Here is a 15,455-nt window from a genome sequence, read left to right on the forward strand (position 1 = left end):
TGCATTTATCGTCCAGTAAAATTATAGATTGGGAACCTTAATCACATCTCCAATACGAAGTGAACTTGAAGGACGTAAATCATTTAGATCGGCCAGTTCAGCCAATGCCATGCCATACTTACTGGCAAGTCCAATCAGGGTATCACCGCGCTTGACCTTATACTCCGTGATTGTTTTTGGAACTTGTAAGGTTTGACCACGCTGTAAGCTCGCGCGGGCACTCAAGTCATTCAAATCGGCCAGCTCTTTAGATGACATGCCTAAACGACTGGCAATACTATTAAGCGACTCGCCCGACTTGACCGTATAAGACTCGGTTTTGGTCGAGGCTTTGGCATTGGATTTTGCTTTTGGCTCGGCTTTGGCACTGACTTGTTTTTCAGTTTCACCGCTTAATTTGAGCTTTTGTCCTGCTTGCAGGCCAGAACTGCGTAGACCGTTGAGCTTCATCAAATCATTGGCATCGAGGTTATAACGGCTGGCAATGGCGCCCAGCGTATCACCCGATTTAACGGTGTAGACCTCAGGAACAGCCTGCTCCGCAGGTTTCTTGCTTGAGCTTGATGGTACATCGCCCGTGAGTCTTAGCTTTTGCCCAACGCGAAGCCCTGCTGTACGGTTTAATCCGTTCAGCTCTGCCAAGTAATCCAGTTGTAAATTAAATTTACTCGCTACCGCATTTAAGCTATCACCCGATTGAACCGTATATTCTTCAGGTGTGGTCGAACCAGCCGGAATCTTGATGCTTTGACCAGCTCTCAAGCCAGAGGCAGATTTCATATTGTTTAGCTCAAGTAACTCACTCAAGCTCGTTTTTGTAGCGCTGGCAATACTCGATAAGGTTTCACCGCGCTGTACTTTATAGCTTTCGGTTTTAATCGAAGGCGCATTTTTGCTTGCCTTGGCCGCTACACTGCTCTCTTCCTCGGCAACTTCGTGCAATGGAACATTAATTTTCTGACCAATATATAAATTACTTCCTGCATTCAATCCTGTGGTCAGATCCGCTAGTTCCTGATTAGAGAGTCCATAACGATCTGCAATCTGTTTGAGATATTCACCACGTTTTACAGTGTAGAGTTTGGTTGGCGTGCGTTTGGTCGATTTCGTATCGCTATTGTGCTTAGCCGAGGCCGTCGTAGTATTGCCTTTTTTCTCTTTTAAGCTTAGTTTTTGGCCCACAAACAAACCACTGGTAACACTTAGCTCGTTTAGATCGGCCAATTGCTTAACACTCAAACCGAACTGTTCTGCCACTGCGGTCAGGCTGTCATTGGCTTTAACGGTATAGGTATCTGGAATCGTCTCGGTTTTAGAAGCAGATTCTGCTTGTGGTTTGGCATCATACAAATACAGCGTAGTGCCTGCATACAATGTACGATTCGGATCGATCTGGTTCCAGTTTGCAATGTCGCGCCAGCTCACACCGTTTTTCATGGCAATGATAGCCAGCGTATCGCCTGAAACAACCGTATAGGTAGAGCGCTTTCCTTTCGGCTGAACCACAACAATATCGGTATCCGTTTTGATATACGGCTTGTTGCTATTACGCTGTACATCCTGATCGCTGGCACTGACGGTTTCTGCCAATGCTTTCGGATACGCAAATTCTTTGGTGACTTCTTTGCCTTGCTGATCGGCAACGGATTGACTGGTCTGAATCGCAGTAAGCTTAATCTTACCATCTAGCGGATCGACAATTTGAGTGCCTTTCGGTGCTAATGCAGAAAGCTCGGCAACCACTTGATCTTTTTCTGCTTGAGTTGGTTGTGGCTCCAACGCTTGTGCAACAGTCTCCTTCTGACCTTCAGAACGAATCGCAGCAACAATATCAGCACGTTCGGTTTTTGAAATTGGTGGTTCAGTAGTCACAGGCTTCACATTGGCTTTTTGTGTCACTGCAACTGGAATACGCGGTGCACTCGGTACATCAGCACTCGCTGCAAAAGCAGCCAGTTCGTCTGCACCACGCGGAGTACTGATACGGCGCGTGGTTGTTGAAGCGACTGTAGTGGTCGTATTCTTTACCGCTGGCTTGGTGTTACTGGCAGTCAATACAGGGGTGGTCGAGGTGGTCACCGAGGACGTTCCTGTATTTCTTGGTGTTGTAGTGACCGTGACAGACGCTGGAGGTGCTGCGGTATTCGCGGCCCACATACCAGATGACGATGAAGGTTTTAACGCTCTGAGTTTGGTGTCAATCGATGGGCTTAAATCGGCCGGAATCAAAATCCGCATTGGGCTGGCCGGATCGATCACATCCCCCCGGTAACCTGGGTTAAGAGCATATAGCTCGGTACGGCTTAAACCGGTTACCGCTGAAATTTGATTGAGGTCTACCGGACCACTTAAGGTGACTTCACGAAAGTGCGGACGATTGGCAATTGGCGGCAATGACACACCATATGCTTTTGGATTTTTAATAATCTGAGCCACCGCAAGGAACCGCGGTACATAGTTCATGGTTTCCGCAGGCAGTTTCAGCGACCAGTAATCGGTTGGTAAGCCTGCCGCCTGATTTCGGTTAATGGCCTGTTGAATACGTCCCGGTCCGGCATTATAAGACGCCAGTGCCAGCTCCCATGAGCCAAACTGGTTATATAAACTGCCTAAAAACTCATAAGCTGCACGCGTCGACTCAACAACATCACGGCGGCCATCGTAGAGACTGGTTTGACGTAAGCCGTAAATACGGCCGGTACTTGGGATAAACTGCCATAGTCCTGCCGCCGCCGCACTACTGGTCGCAGCTGGATCGTAAGAACTTTCAATGACCGGTAACAGTGCAAGCTCGGTCGGTAAACCACGGCGTTCTGCTTCTTTTACGGTGTGGTATAAGTAGCGACTGGCACGCGCACTCAAGCGATCTAAATAAGGCTGACGCGAAATAAACCAGCTACGCTGTGCTTCAATACGTGGGTCCCAATGGGTTTCGTCCATCTTAAATCCGACGGTCATGCGTTTCCAAACGTCACCGTGCTTTAAAATTAATAGACGGTCGCCCTCTACTGCTCGCATGTCAGTCGCCGAGAGTAAATCTTCTAAAGAATCCAAGCTGCTGGCATCTAAAAAGCCTGAACCCATTTTATGCGTCGATTTGCTGTGTGTTTTTTCTGGAGTTGAAGAACATCCGGCTGTAAGACCTATGGCTGCTATTGCAGAACCAAGAACCGTATATTTGAAAAGTGAGGCGACTGAAAAAGGCCACATCATTGTGGTAGATTTATACATATAGATGTTCCAAACAACTCGCGTAAAGTTTAATTCTTTAAATATGCCATTGTAGTGAAGCATGCCGTCGAGACAAGGCAATAATTTAGCGTGATTTGAGTGGAAATGTTACAAGAAATTAAAAAAACACCCCTTAGAGCGCAGAGAATCGCTTCGTTTGCGTATACAATACCCATTGTTTCCTTTGTTTTACGTGTCGAGTCTGGTTCTTATGTCACAAACAATCACCCTTTATGTTGATGGCGCCTGTAAAGGCAATCCCGGCTTAGGTGGCTGGGGTGCGTATATCATTACCGAGCAAGGTGAGCATAAACTGTGTGGTGGCGAGCCAACCACCACCAACAACCGCATGGAACTGACCGCTGCAATTGAAGGCATTCGTTTTTGTCCAGCAGATGCCAGCTTGATTATTTGGACCGATTCAAACTATGTCAAACAAGGCATTACCGAATGGATTCATGGCTGGAAAAAGAAAAACTGGAAAGACGTTAAAAATCCTGATCTTTGGCAGGCACTTGATGCGATTTGTCAAGGTCGTCAAATTGAGTGGAACTGGATTAAGGGTCACGCTGGCCACGCAGGAAATGAAATGGCCGATACGCTCGCAAACCAAGGGGCAGCCCAGATCGCCGCTGAGCTTCACACTCAATCTAAAACCACTGAAGATACTAAAAAAAAACCTGAAAATGACTGGTTGCTCGACGATCCGTTCGGTTTTGACCTCGATCAGGTAGAACCTGAAGAGAATATTGAGGCACACGACGAGTCAGAACTGGACAATATACCAAGTGAGTCCGAGCAAAATCAGGTTCACCCGTTTATTGTTGTCACGCCTGCACAGGTGCATGCACAAGGCCCGCGCCAGCTCATTCTAGATACCGAAACCACAGGTTTTTATTACCAAGATGGCGATCGTATTATCGAGGTCGGTGCGATCGAAATGATCAACCGTAAACTGACGGGCAGCTCGATTCATATTTACATTAATCCAGAGAAGCCGGTAGGCGATTCGGTTAATGTCCACGGGATTACCGACGAGTTTCTTGCAGATAAACCCAAGTATGCCGAGATTGCGGACGTACTATTTGAATATCTGAAAGGTGCAGAGATTATTGCACATAACGCCACCTTCGATATGAACTTCCTGAATATGGAGTTTACTCGTGCAGGATTACCTGCATTGTCTGAGGTGTGCACAGTCACCGATACCTTGGCACTGGCCAAAAATAAGCATCCGGGGCAAAAAAACTCGCTCGATGCCTTGGTCAGACGCTACGAAATTCCGGCAAGAGACCGTACGTTCCACGGCGCGTTACTCGATGCGGAAATTTTGTCGGATGTCTATTTGGCCATGACCGGTGGTCAGGTTTCATTTGATATGGATGCCCTATCACAAAGTGAAAATGAGCAAGGTCAGTCAAAACGTGCACGTGTCGATTTTCAGCTTCCAGTGATTCAACCCTCCGAAGAAGAATTGGCACGTCACAATGAATGGGTTCAGCGCTACGAAGAAAAAAATGGGGCCGCCTGCTTGTTTGCAAAATAAAACCCAAAAGTTTTTTACAACAGATGATGCAAGCCGATCAACTTGAGGTATAGTCAGGTTGATCTTTTAGTCGCGCCGTCTGGACGCTCATAACATTATAAAGTGGTGCAGTTTTTATGTCTTCACAAGTTTCTATTCGCTTCGACCCTTCTGCATTGTTAACGATAAAAAAAGAAATTGATGATTCAGTTCGGCGTGTTGAAATCGCAATCCAAACACTTCACGATGAACAACAGATTCCGTTTGAACTTGAAGAGACGCTTGAGCACTTTGACCAGTGTGCACAAGTTTTACAGCTGATTGATATGGGACATCTGTCACAAATGATCGGCTATATTTCATTATTGGTCCGAAAAATCATGCAAGCGCCTGCCCTCACCGACGCCACCACGATGGCGGCACTTAGTGAAGGCACCACCATGTTAAAGCGCTATATCGAATTTACCGCTTTGCATGAAGTTAAAGCACCACAATTTCTGCTCGATACGCTGAATCGACTTGAGCTTGCTCTTGGCAAACCGCTCACGCAAGAAGGTCAACGACTCATTACCCGCTTAAATGCATTTAAAAGTGATTTATCCCTGCCTTTACCGCCTAAACTTGAGCAATCCGAATACGTGCATCAGTTATATAAGCACGCTTTGCACAAGCTCATCCAGCACAGCGAAACCACACTGGATTTACAAGCAATTAAGTTGATTGGTGCATATCTGGCCAACGCCGCTAAAAAACATCATGCCAAGCAATATTGGCAACTGGTTTATGTGGCACTTGATCATATTGATCAGCTAATCTTGAGTGATGCGCGTCTAAGAATCTTGATTCAACTCGAAAGCAATATAGGTAAATTCTTTGAACAGCCAGATGAATTTCGAGCTTCTATCACCGATTTGGCCAATATTATCAGCCTGTGCGTGAGTCAGGACGATGCGATTTCCGAACTATTACGCCGCCAGCTACGTATTGGAGATGATCAACTGACCGATACCCAATTACAGGTCTTGAGTTCACATTTGTATGGTCCTGACTATGACACCATTCATGCAGTGTGCCAGTTAATCAATGAATCAATGACACAAATTCGCAACGAAATCGAATACAACTATTTAAGTATGACACCTGAAAAAATTCAGGAATTACAAGCTCAACTGTCTCATCTGGCGAATGTGTTTAAAGTATTAAACCTACACGAAGCCAATCGTGCACTGGCACAACAGGCCGAGCACCTTAATCAGCCAGATATTCTGACTCACGATGGCTATGCCCAGCAGCTAATGCGCAGTATTTTATCTGCCATGAATTCGATTGGTATTTTAGAGCGGAACTATACCTCTAATCGCTTGCAGCTACGTGCGCACAATATGAATATTTCACTTGATCGTTTAGATGATGCGCATGCCGCGCTGTTACATGAAACCAAACTGGTGGTCAATGCCGCGGCACATGCGCTAGAAGCGACGCAAGCCACGGAGGCTACAGCACTGGACCTTGACACCATGCAGCAGCAGTTAAATGAGCTTGCAGGCGCAGCACTCTTTTTAGGTGCGAAAGAATTACACAAGGCCTTACATGATAGTGCACAGTTTATGGGTGCGCTGCAAAGCAATCACAGCGATTTAAAACACGATGATATGAGCCGTTTACTGAATATTTTGGCCTGTCTGGATCTGTTCATCGATAATTTAAAAACCAAACAACCTGTCTTACGTGCCACCTTTGAGGTAGCATTAAGACACTCCTCTCACTTTCAATCAGCGGTTGCCTAATGTCTGAGTTATCACTAGCTTACATCTTTCATAATCAACAACTTCTCGTTGATGAAAACCATAAACTTCCTAGCGTTGAGGCCATGACTGGCGATTTAAAGCTGGGCACGGGCGACAATGTTATTGCGCGGGATTTAAAGACTGACGATCAAATTCCTGCCGGATTTAAGCTGGTGCCGATTCGTCAACTGGTTTCGACATGGTCGACCGACGAATTTTTGCAGGCAAGCCGTGCGGTCCAACTCCTTGAATGGCGCCGCAATCACAAGTTTTGTAGCCGTTGCGGGCATGAAACTGAACAGCATGCTACTGAATACACAATGACTTGCCCGTCTTGTCATTACAATCAGTATCCAAGAATCCAACCGTGTGTGATTACGGTGATTACCCGAGGCGACAACGAAATTTTGTTGGCCAAAAATGCCAATAACAAGACCAATATGTACAGTCTGATTGCAGGCTTTGTGGAAATTGCAGAAACACTTGAAGAAGCTGTTCAACGTGAAACGCTTGAAGAGGTCGGACTGAAAGTTAAAAATATTCGTTACTTATCGAGCCAGCCTTGGCCTTTTCCAAGTAATTTAATGCTCGCCTTTCAGGCTGAATATGAATCGGGCGAGATCAAATTACAAGAAGAAGAAATTAGTGACGCACAGTTTTTCAAGTTTGATGAACTGCCAGAAATTCCATTTAAAGGCAGTATTGCGTACGCCATGATTATGCATGTGATTCATCAACAGCCAATGTAATTGGCTGTTTTTACTTAACGGGATGTGTCTCTTTAAGCAAATTGAGTAACGTTCGTTTGGTTTTGAAATAACGGCTAAACAAACTCGACAATGTTGCAATGATCGTGATATGTCCCGTTTTAGGAATCACACTGATATGACTGTGGTTTCCAGCCTGTACCAACACTTGCTGCATATCTAAGCTATTACTTTGCTTGACGATATGATCGTTCTCAGCCAGAAACATATAATGCCGAATATGATTTTTTTTCACAAAATAATACGGCATGACCTGCTGATAGGGCACCGACTGATCAAAGGCATCTTCAGCGAGTGGGTCGCCTTTATAATCAAAATGATAAGGCCCAGCAAATCCGACAATTGCTTTAATCTGCTCGTAACACTCAAGCACAAGCCTCTGGGGATGGTACACCAGCGACATAATATTAAATGCGCCAGATGAATGGCCCATCAAAATGATCTGCTGCGCTGAAATATTCAAACGCGCTTGATGTTGATCAAGATATTGGAGCGCCACGGCTAAATCATCGATAAATACAGGAAAAATAGATTGTGGCGCCAGATGATAATTAATGATCGCGACGTCGTAGCCTTCACGCGTAAGGCTTTCACCTAAAAACACATAGTCTTTTTTATCACCGTGCTGCCATGCACCACCATGCACAAAAACCACCAGTGGACGATGTGCTAAAGGTTTGTTGGCTCGGTACAGATCGAGTCGCTGACGTGCTTTCAAGCCATAAGCAATATTTTCAGTGCAGCTATAGCTCGATTTAGGCGTAAGTCGGTTGAGCGCATAACTTCCAAGATCATAAACACGCACCGACTTACATTGCTCTTTCACCCATTCGACCTGCTTTCCAAGTTGCTCCAAAAGCTGATGCGGTTTATTGAGCATTGGTGGTTCCGTTTTGATTTGGATCAATCGCCACCGGCGTCTGTACTTCTGGCTGTACCGAATTGACCAGTGGTGTCGCAACAGTCGAGCTAGCAACTGTACCGGCTGATTGTTCAATGTTGTCGATCAGGGTTACGATTTTAGTCACATTCCCGACTTTTTGTAGTACATCATTCAGATCATTAATTTCTGCAGTATTTAAACGCCCCATCACGTATAACACGCCATCTTCGGTTTGAACCAAGACTTTAGAATCTGAAACTACAGGTGCACGCACCAGTAGTCCACGGGTGTTTGCGGTCACGGCAGTATCTTGCATAATGGTACTATAGCCAATTTGCGGGCCAACCGTAATGTAGTTATGGACAGTTTTGACATCGCTCATGGCTTTAACATTGTCTTCAGCCAACTGACGTAATGATTCATCGGGAACTTGCCCTGTCAACAGTACATTGCTATGGAAGCTTTCAATGTTGACGCGTGACTGTTTAAAGCGAGGGTCTAGCTTATACAAATTAATGGTCGCTGTGCGCTTGATAGAAGAATCAATAAACACCTGCCCTAAGCTGCGCGCACCGCTCTCTGTGCCTACAGGTGCTGAACCTGTTCCACCCGAAATGAAACTTGCACATCCCGATAAACTTGCTACGCACAACATCAGTATTGAAATTCGTTTAACCACTGAGCAAGACTCCCTATACACTCTTTTTTAAAACAATCGGCGAACATTTACGGCATTTACATGCCCCAAAGAGTAAATAACTCTAGTTACAAAGTAAACGCATTTTCGATCCACTGTCGATCATAGCGAAGATTAGAAAAATCTTGCTGTACTGTTTTTGCAATTTTGTAGGGGAAATCAAAACAAATCACATCGAAACGACAGTAAAACTGCTGATAATGTGGATACTTATTCAAAAAATACTGCGCCGTCTTAATGATTTTACGTTGTTGTGAATACATGAGTACTTCGTTTGCCATCGCATAACTCCCTTGGGTGCGTGCTTTGACTTCAACAAAAACCAGCTCATCCCCTTTGGCCACAATTAAATCAATTTCACCACGGCGCGAGCGAAAATTTTGCTGCACCAACTGAAATCCATGCGCTTGCAGCAAGGTTAAAGCCGCTTGTTCTGCCCATACACCCAAGTGGTGAGCATGCGGCTCAGCATGATGTGAAGACTGTGTCATTTGAGAACCACAAGCGAACGCTTGGTTTTTTGATAACAATGCACATTACGCTTGATCCGATCGCCCTGTGCAGTTAAATCGCCCGTTCGGCCCTTGAGTCGAAAATCCTGTATGGCAGGATTAAGTACATATTGTTCAGTCAGCATCCACGCGTCTCCACCAAAGGCGATTAAACGCTGATACGGCATCGGTTCAGGTTTTTGCAAATAGGCATGGTATACATCGTTCCATTGATGCTCGTATAAGGCAGGTACATCACAAAAGGTTAGCCCCTCTGGAATCGCTTTATTTTCTTCAATGGCAATGGCTTGTGCATATACTCCGCGTTTGGGTAGCTTGCCCAGTTGGTTGAGCCATGCAGAATCGCCCATCAACATTAAACCCTGACCTTTTTTAAGCTTGGCCGGTAACGTTTGAATCGGTTGTACACGATGACCAAATTGCGAAACCAGCGAGATGTAATACAGTTCGGTATCGGCTTCTCTGCCATTTTGACGCAGCACCAAGAGATCCGTGATGTTATCTTTTTGCAACACATCGACCATCGAGCCTGCGTCATCTTGTTTGGACAAACTAAATTGAATCACGTTTTTTGCTTCGGCACCCACTTCATTGAGGGCCAGCACTTTTACTTTGGGGTTGAGCTTCATCACCTCTTCAACATCTTGCCGAGCCAGTGGCCCAACCACCATTTCAGTTTTTTTGCCTACATGCTGCCTGAAAATAGACTTCATGTTTTGCTGATCTGAGTTAACAAATTTGATGGGTATTTTGTGGTTTGATTGCGCGTAAGCGCTCAAAAAACCGTGCTTAATACTGGTCGCGGCTCGCGCCATAGGTCCGGTTTCAGGTAGAATGACGATCACTTCGGCGTGTGCCTGTGAAACAAAAGCTGCAAAAAACATCAGCAGCCAAGTCTTTTTATTATGTAGCATGGAGTAAAACCTTATGAGTGCTCAGTTATTTGTTGTAGCGACCCCAATTGGGCACTTAGATGACATGACGTATCGCGCCATCGAAACTTTAAAATCGGTCAGTTTGGTTGCCGCAGAAGATACGCGTCAGTCTGCTCAGTTATTTAAGCATTATAATATAACAACTCCATTGACAGCATGCCACGATCACAATGAAAATCATAAAATTAATGAACTGATTCAACGTTTAAAAGCGGGTGAAAATATTGCCCTGATCAGTGATGCAGGTACCCCGCTCATTAGTGACCCAGGTTTTAAACTGGTTCGTGCTGCTCAAGAGCACAAGATTCGCGTAGTACCCGTGCCGGGTGCCTGTGCAGCCGTTGCAGCCCTGAGTGCTGTCGGACTACCGAGTGATCGCTTTAGTTTTGAGGGTTTTTTACCGTCTAAATCTTCTCAGCGCATGCTTCAGCTTGAAAAGCTAAAAGATGAAACACAAACCCTGATTTTTTATGAAGCACCGCATCGTATTCTAGATTGTGTCAAAGATATGATGCAGGTTTTTGGTGCCGAGCGACCTGTCGGATTCGCACGTGAAATCACCAAAACATTTGAAACCATAAAAAAAATGAGTTTAGGTGAGTTGGTCAGCTTTGTAGAGCATGATCATAATCAGCAAAAAGGTGAAATTGTACTGATTGTAGGCGGTAATCCAGTTGAAAAAGACATGGAGCAAGAAAAACTGGATCAGTTACTGACGCGTCTTTTAGAGGATCTTTCTGTGAAGGCTGCCTCTCAGCTTGCCGCCGACCTGACCGGCATCAAGAAAAAAATTGCCTATCAACGCGCTTTAGAACTGACCCAGACCGATCTCAATTAAGCATAAAAAAAGCATCATGATTGATGCTTTTTTTATGGATTCAGATTAATCTCGGGCGTCTTCATCTGGCGGAACTTGGGTAATACTTCCGCCTTTTGCTAGAAATGCCGCAATTTCATCTTCAAGCGCTTGTCTTTGCTTTTGCTTGGCTGTCACTGTCAGCGTTTCAGCTTCTGCAAGATCTGCATCGTTTCCGCTTGATTCTTCATCGTTGGCACCATGTTCAGCAGCTTTGGCTTCATCTTCATCGACTGCCGCATCTTCTGATTCATCGTATTCATTCATATCCGTCATTTTTTTCTCCCCTCAATGACCGATTCATACATCATGAACGTTACTCATAAATTACGAAGAAATTTAACAATCTCTTGCGTATTCGCAAAGAGGCTTTTACACCAATTTCGTATTTTTTTAAACTAATTTGTAATCATTGATCAATGACTGATTAAAAATTACCGTTTAAGTCCTAATGTGCATAACGGGTTTTGGCGAGTAAACTCAATCCTGTGGCCTGCTGTAGGAAAGCATTTTTTAGATTTTCATGCTCATCAACAAATTTTAAGCCCGCGTTACGCGCTGCAATCACTGGAAATAGCGTTTGGGATTCCAGCCAGCCAATCACAGACATACCATGCATCATGGCATCGTTTTGCCCTTTACGCGCATGTTCATAACGTCGCAAGGTTTGTTCATGTGCCCATACACCACGCGCCCGGTCATGTAGCAGCACATCACAGAGTAGTGCTGCATCTAAACAACCGATATTGACGCCCTGACCAGCCAGAGGATGAATCACATGCGCTGCATCTCCAACCAAAGCCAATCCTGGTTTGATGTATTGTTTTGCAGCACGGGCGATCAGCGGGAACGTTGCACGCGAACGTACCTCATGCACTTGACCCAACATATGCTGACTTTCTTGTTTAAGTAAATCCGCAAATGCCTGATCGCCTAATGCAGCATATTCCTCGGCATAATCTTCTGGCAATGTCCACACAATCGACTGCCAAAATCCCTTTTCATTTGACTCGATACTGGCCATCGGCAAGAATGCCAATGGCCCGGTCGGCAAAAAGAGCTGGCGAGCCACATGCTGATGTGGCTGCGCTGTCTTCACGGCACAGCTAATTGCGGCCTGACGATAATCCAGCACATCCAGATCAATCATGGCTTGGTTACGCACAAACGAATTTGGACCGTCTGCACCAATCAGCAAACGAGTCTGCAAAACTGAACCATCTTCAAGCTCAAGCTGCCAGCCCGACTGTACAGATTCGATGCGCTTGACACGAATCTGCGTCCGATAATCTGCAATCACTTTACGCATTTTTTGCTGGATTGCAAAATTAACAATACTCGGTTCCACCATCGAACCCAATGCCTGATCCAGATGTGGTGTCTGCTCGCTCGCATGTCCGAATTGAATTTCACCGTAGCCATTTTTATTCCACACCTGCATGCCCGAATACGGCATATGACGTGAAATAGCACTCCAGACTCCAACGGTCTCTAACAAATGAATGGTGGCCTGACTCAAAGCCAATACTCGTGGATTTACTTCACGCTCAATGTGTTCACGTGAAAGTACAGGAGCAGCATCGAGGACGGTGACACGAACGCCGCCTTGAGCCAACAATAGCGCTGTCAGTCCGCCTACCAGCCCACCGCCGACGATCACAACATCGTGCATTTGTGTCATGCTTTTAACCCCATTGCGTAATTGGCAACTAATGGCTTAATGCCCGGAATAACATCAAAAGCCACCAGCCCGGTATTTCGCAATAATTTGAGTACCGGATTTTGGTTACTAAAGCCACGTACCACCGAATCACAGAATTTAATCACGCGTTGCTGATCTTTTAATCGGGCTTGTTCATAAGCCAGCAGATTTTCTGGCTCACCGATATCGTCAGACTTACTCAATTGCTGTAGCAGATGGCGCACCAATACGTCAGCATCTCGTAGGCATAGGTTAAAGCCCTGCCCAGCGACCGGATGAATCGTATGCGCAGCGTTACCCATAAGTACCACACGACCTACAGCCTGCTTATGCGCCAATACTTGTGACAGCGGGTAACTAAAACGTCGTCCAGTTTTTTCAAAAGTTCCTGCCCGATCCCCATAGGTTTTTTGTAAAGCATTTAGAAAATGCTGATCGTTGTGCTCACCTAACCATTCGTCTTCGGTGCCTTTTTTTACAGGCCAGACCACAGAGCGTCGCGACTCGCCGGGCAAAGGCAATAATGCCAGTGGACCCAACGCACTAAAGCGCTCAAATCCGATCTGCTCGTGTGGTTTGGAGGTTTGTACCGTGGTCACAATCGCCACTTGATCATAATCTCGAACATCGGCACCCACGCCTAAAGCCTGACGACAAAATGAATCACGACCATCGGCGGCAATGACCAGTTTTGCTTGTAACTCAAGCTGCTCGTGTTCACGCTCGGCATTTAAATAGACAAAGTCCTGATCTTGTTTTAATGACGTTACTTTGACGCCATCAATCAGCTCAATGAGTTCATGCTGGCGTACCTGTGTAAGTAGTACACGCCCCAACCATGCGTTTTCAATGACCTGTCCAAAGCTTTCGACTTTTTCTTGTGAGGCCACCAGTCTTGCTTTGCCAAAACTGCCTTCTTCGGTAATATGAACCTGTAAAATAGGCGTTGCGTGTTGCTGTAGCGCATCCCACAGTTGCAACTTTTGATAAATTTGTACACTTCGGCGTGATAGTGCCGTGTTTCGTGCATCGAAACTTGAGTGATAGGGAGCCAGATTTTCGTCGTCGTAATCTGGATACTGAATGGCTTCAAGCAATTTTACTGCAATATTTTGTTTTGCCAGCATGAGCGCGAGGCTCAATCCCACCATTCCACCACCGACAATAATCACATGTTGCACTGCGATTTCTCCTTTACTCGATTTTTATCGTTTCGCTTGAGCCATAAGTGTTTCAATTGCATCGATTTCTTTAACCACATTTTGCGTCAGAATTAGTGGGCCATCTTCGGTCACCACGACATCATCTTCAATTCGAATGCCGATACCGCGCCATTTTTCATCCACCGTTTCATCATCTGGCGCAATATAAATACCCGGCTCAACCGTGACCACCATACCTGGCGCATAACTTCGCCATTTGCCAGTCACTTTGTAGGCACCTACATCATGCACATCCATCCCCAACCAATGTCCGGTGCCATGCATGTAAAATTGACGGTAGGCTTCTTTTTCGATGAGTTCATCGATTGCGCCGCGCATCAGTCCAAGTTGAAGTAACCCTTGTGTGATGATACGCACTGCGGCCTCATGTGGATCACGATACGACCGTCCGACTCGCACCTGATCGATCGCGGCATACTGTGCGTCTAGCACGATTTGATAGAGCGCGCGTTGCTCTGGACTAAAACGACCATTGACTGGAAAAGTACGCGTAATATCAGATGCGTAGCACTGGTATTCACATGCTGCATCGATCAGCACCAAATCACCATCATTGAGCGGCTGATTGTTTTCAACATAGTGCAAGATACAGGCGTTGGCTCCACCACCAACAATGCTGTTGTAAGACGGAACGCAGCCATTTTGATTAAATACATAGTTCAATTCAGCTTCAAGTGCATACTCCATCATACCCGGATGAACCTTTTGCATGGCACGAGTATGCGCTTGTGCACTGATGGCCGATGCGATTTGCATCAATTGAATTTCTTCTTCTGACTTAAACAGTCGCATTTCATCTAAGAGGCGATCGAGTTGAAGCACTTGAGACGGCGCACCGTCGCCGCGTTTGTCTTGATCTTGAGCCTGTTTAATCCATTGACTTACGCGCGCATCAAATTCAGCTCGATGCCCGATTCGATAATAAATGGCGCCCTTATTGAATAACTTCTCGATGATTTCTTCGTCAAGCAAATCAATCGCAAAGGCTTCGTCTGCTTCATAATCTTCAACCGCACCATCGACACCTGCACGATAACCATTCCAGATTTCAAGCTCACGATTACGTTCACGACAAAACAGGCTATAGGTGTAATCTGCTGTACTTTCACCTGTTTCAATCACTGCTACAGCTTCAGGCTCGGCAAATCCAGTTAAATAAAAGAAACTACTATCTGCACGAAACTTATAATCCGCATCACGATTTCGATACGCCACTAGACTGGTTTCAATAATTGCAATACTGTTTGGCCCCATCTGCTCAGCGAGGCGGTCTCGACGACGTTCAAAATCTGCTTGGGTCAGTTTCATGTGCTCTTATAATCTATATGGATAATGTC

The 15,455-nt window shown here is 45.6% G+C and carries 13 protein-coding genes; 4 read left to right on the plus strand and 9 right to left on the minus strand.

The genetic code is table 11. The features are described 5' to 3' along the window. Window positions 1–21: 21 nt before the first annotated feature. Window positions 22–3,231, minus strand: coding sequence for a LysM peptidoglycan-binding domain-containing protein (locus tag L2096_RS09590; RefSeq protein WP_250365302.1), 3,210 nt, complete (start codon window positions 3,229–3,231; stop codon window positions 22–24). A 211-nt stretch (window positions 3,232–3,442) separates the two neighbouring features. On the opposite strand from L2096_RS09590, the gene dnaQ reads away from it, so the two are divergent. The 3 genes from dnaQ (at window position 3,443) to nudC (ending at window position 7,292) form a co-directional block, all read left to right on the plus strand. Continuing rightward, window positions 3,443–4,777, plus strand: a complete 1,335-nt coding sequence (gene dnaQ / locus L2096_RS09595; RefSeq protein WP_250365303.1) for a DNA polymerase III subunit epsilon — start codon at window positions 3,443–3,445, stop codon at window positions 4,775–4,777. A gap of 116 nt (window positions 4,778–4,893) precedes the next feature. Continuing rightward, window positions 4,894–6,543, plus strand: a complete 1,650-nt coding sequence (locus tag L2096_RS09600; RefSeq protein ID WP_250365304.1) for a chemotaxis protein — start codon at window positions 4,894–4,896, stop codon at window positions 6,541–6,543. Further along, the gene (nudC, locus tag L2096_RS09605) at window positions 6,543–7,292 is read left to right on the plus strand and encodes an NAD(+) diphosphatase (protein ID WP_004936241.1); all 750 of its coding nucleotides are present in this window, start codon (window positions 6,543–6,545) and stop codon (window positions 7,290–7,292) included. The genes L2096_RS09600 and nudC overlap by 1 nt, the downstream gene beginning before the upstream one ends. Window positions 7,293–7,302: 10 nt before the next feature. Here the strand turns inward: nudC and L2096_RS09610 are convergent, their stop codons facing one another. The 4 genes from L2096_RS09610 to L2096_RS09625 form a co-directional block, all read right to left on the minus strand. Next, a complete protein-coding gene (locus L2096_RS09610) occupies window positions 7,303–8,190 on the minus strand; it encodes an alpha/beta hydrolase (protein WP_250365305.1) in 888 nt (295 codons plus the stop codon). Beyond that, window positions 8,180–8,872 (minus strand): BON domain-containing protein, encoded by a 693-nt coding sequence (locus L2096_RS09615; protein WP_004946240.1) that lies wholly within the window; start codon window positions 8,870–8,872, stop codon window positions 8,180–8,182. The genes L2096_RS09610 and L2096_RS09615 overlap by 11 nt, the downstream gene beginning before the upstream one ends. A gap of 86 nt (window positions 8,873–8,958) precedes the next feature. Next, window positions 8,959–9,381, minus strand: a complete 423-nt coding sequence (locus tag L2096_RS09620) for a YraN family protein (protein ID WP_004936234.1) — start codon at window positions 9,379–9,381, stop codon at window positions 8,959–8,961. After that, window positions 9,378–10,316 (minus strand): penicillin-binding protein activator, encoded by a 939-nt coding sequence (locus L2096_RS09625; protein WP_250365306.1) that lies wholly within the window; start codon window positions 10,314–10,316, stop codon window positions 9,378–9,380. Before L2096_RS09625 ends, L2096_RS09620 begins: the two co-directional genes overlap by 4 nt. A 13-nt stretch (window positions 10,317–10,329) precedes the next feature. On the opposite strand from L2096_RS09625, the gene rsmI reads away from it, so the two are divergent. Continuing rightward, window positions 10,330–11,175 (plus strand): 16S rRNA (cytidine(1402)-2'-O)-methyltransferase, encoded by an 846-nt coding sequence (rsmI, locus tag L2096_RS09630; protein WP_151791029.1) that lies wholly within the window; start codon window positions 10,330–10,332, stop codon window positions 11,173–11,175. Window positions 11,176–11,220: 45 nt separating this feature from the next. Here the strand turns inward: rsmI and L2096_RS09635 are convergent, their stop codons facing one another. The 4 genes from L2096_RS09635 to pepP all read right to left on the minus strand — a co-directional run bounded on the left by L2096_RS09635 (window position 11,221) and on the right by pepP (window position 15,426). Continuing rightward, window positions 11,221–11,469 carry a hypothetical protein gene (locus L2096_RS09635; RefSeq protein ID WP_004936225.1) on the minus strand — a complete coding sequence of 83 codons (249 nt, stop codon included), beginning with the start codon at window positions 11,467–11,469 and terminating at the stop codon, window positions 11,221–11,223. A gap of 172 nt (window positions 11,470–11,641) precedes the next feature. Further along, entirely contained in the window at window positions 11,642–12,874 is a 1,233-nt protein-coding gene (locus tag L2096_RS09640) for an FAD-dependent monooxygenase (protein WP_250365307.1), read from the minus strand. Then, entirely contained in the window at window positions 12,871–14,046 is a 1,176-nt protein-coding gene (locus L2096_RS09645) for an FAD-dependent monooxygenase (RefSeq protein WP_250365319.1), read from the minus strand. The genes L2096_RS09640 and L2096_RS09645 overlap by 4 nt, the downstream gene beginning before the upstream one ends. Before the next feature lie 54 nt (window positions 14,047–14,100). After that, window positions 14,101–15,426 (minus strand): Xaa-Pro aminopeptidase, encoded by a 1,326-nt coding sequence (pepP, locus tag L2096_RS09650; protein WP_250365308.1) that lies wholly within the window; start codon window positions 15,424–15,426, stop codon window positions 14,101–14,103. Between the last annotated feature and the right edge of the window lie 29 nt (window positions 15,427–15,455).

It is taken from the genome of Acinetobacter sp. ACZLY 512 (assembly GCF_023614015.1).
In the GTDB taxonomy this organism is placed as follows: domain Bacteria; phylum Pseudomonadota; class Gammaproteobacteria; order Pseudomonadales; family Moraxellaceae; genus Acinetobacter; species Acinetobacter soli.

Bases quoted from the DNA above. Each gene is read 5' to 3' on its own strand.
- L2096_RS09590 (WP_250365302.1), bottom strand. From the start codon at position 3,231: ATGTATAAATCTACCACAATGATGTGGCCTTTTTCAGTCGCCTCACTT.
- dnaQ (WP_250365303.1), top strand. From the start codon at position 3,443: ATGTCACAAACAATCACCCTTTATGTTGATGGCGCCTGTAAAGGCAAT.
- L2096_RS09600 (WP_250365304.1), top strand. From the start codon at position 4,894: ATGTCTTCACAAGTTTCTATTCGCTTCGACCCTTCTGCATTGTTAACG.
- nudC (WP_004936241.1), top strand. From the start codon at position 6,543: ATGTCTGAGTTATCACTAGCTTACATCTTTCATAATCAACAACTTCTC.
- L2096_RS09610 (WP_250365305.1), bottom strand. From the start codon at position 8,190: ATGCTCAATAAACCGCATCAGCTTTTGGAGCAACTTGGAAAGCAGGTC.
- L2096_RS09620 (WP_004936234.1), bottom strand. From the start codon at position 9,381: ATGACACAGTCTTCACATCATGCTGAGCCGCATGCTCACCACTTGGGT.
- L2096_RS09625 (WP_250365306.1), bottom strand. From the start codon at position 10,316: ATGCTACATAATAAAAAGACTTGGCTGCTGATGTTTTTTGCAGCTTTT.
- rsmI (WP_151791029.1), top strand. From the start codon at position 10,330: ATGAGTGCTCAGTTATTTGTTGTAGCGACCCCAATTGGGCACTTAGAT.
- L2096_RS09635 (WP_004936225.1), bottom strand. From the start codon at position 11,469: ATGACGGATATGAATGAATACGATGAATCAGAAGATGCGGCAGTCGAT.
- L2096_RS09640 (WP_250365307.1), bottom strand. From the start codon at position 12,874: ATGACACAAATGCACGATGTTGTGATCGTCGGCGGTGGGCTGGTAGGC.
- L2096_RS09645 (WP_250365319.1), bottom strand. From the start codon at position 14,046: ATGGTGGGATTGAGCCTCGCGCTCATGCTGGCAAAACAAAATATTGCA.
- pepP (WP_250365308.1), bottom strand. From the start codon at position 15,426: ATGAAACTGACCCAAGCAGATTTTGAACGTCGTCGAGACCGCCTCGCT.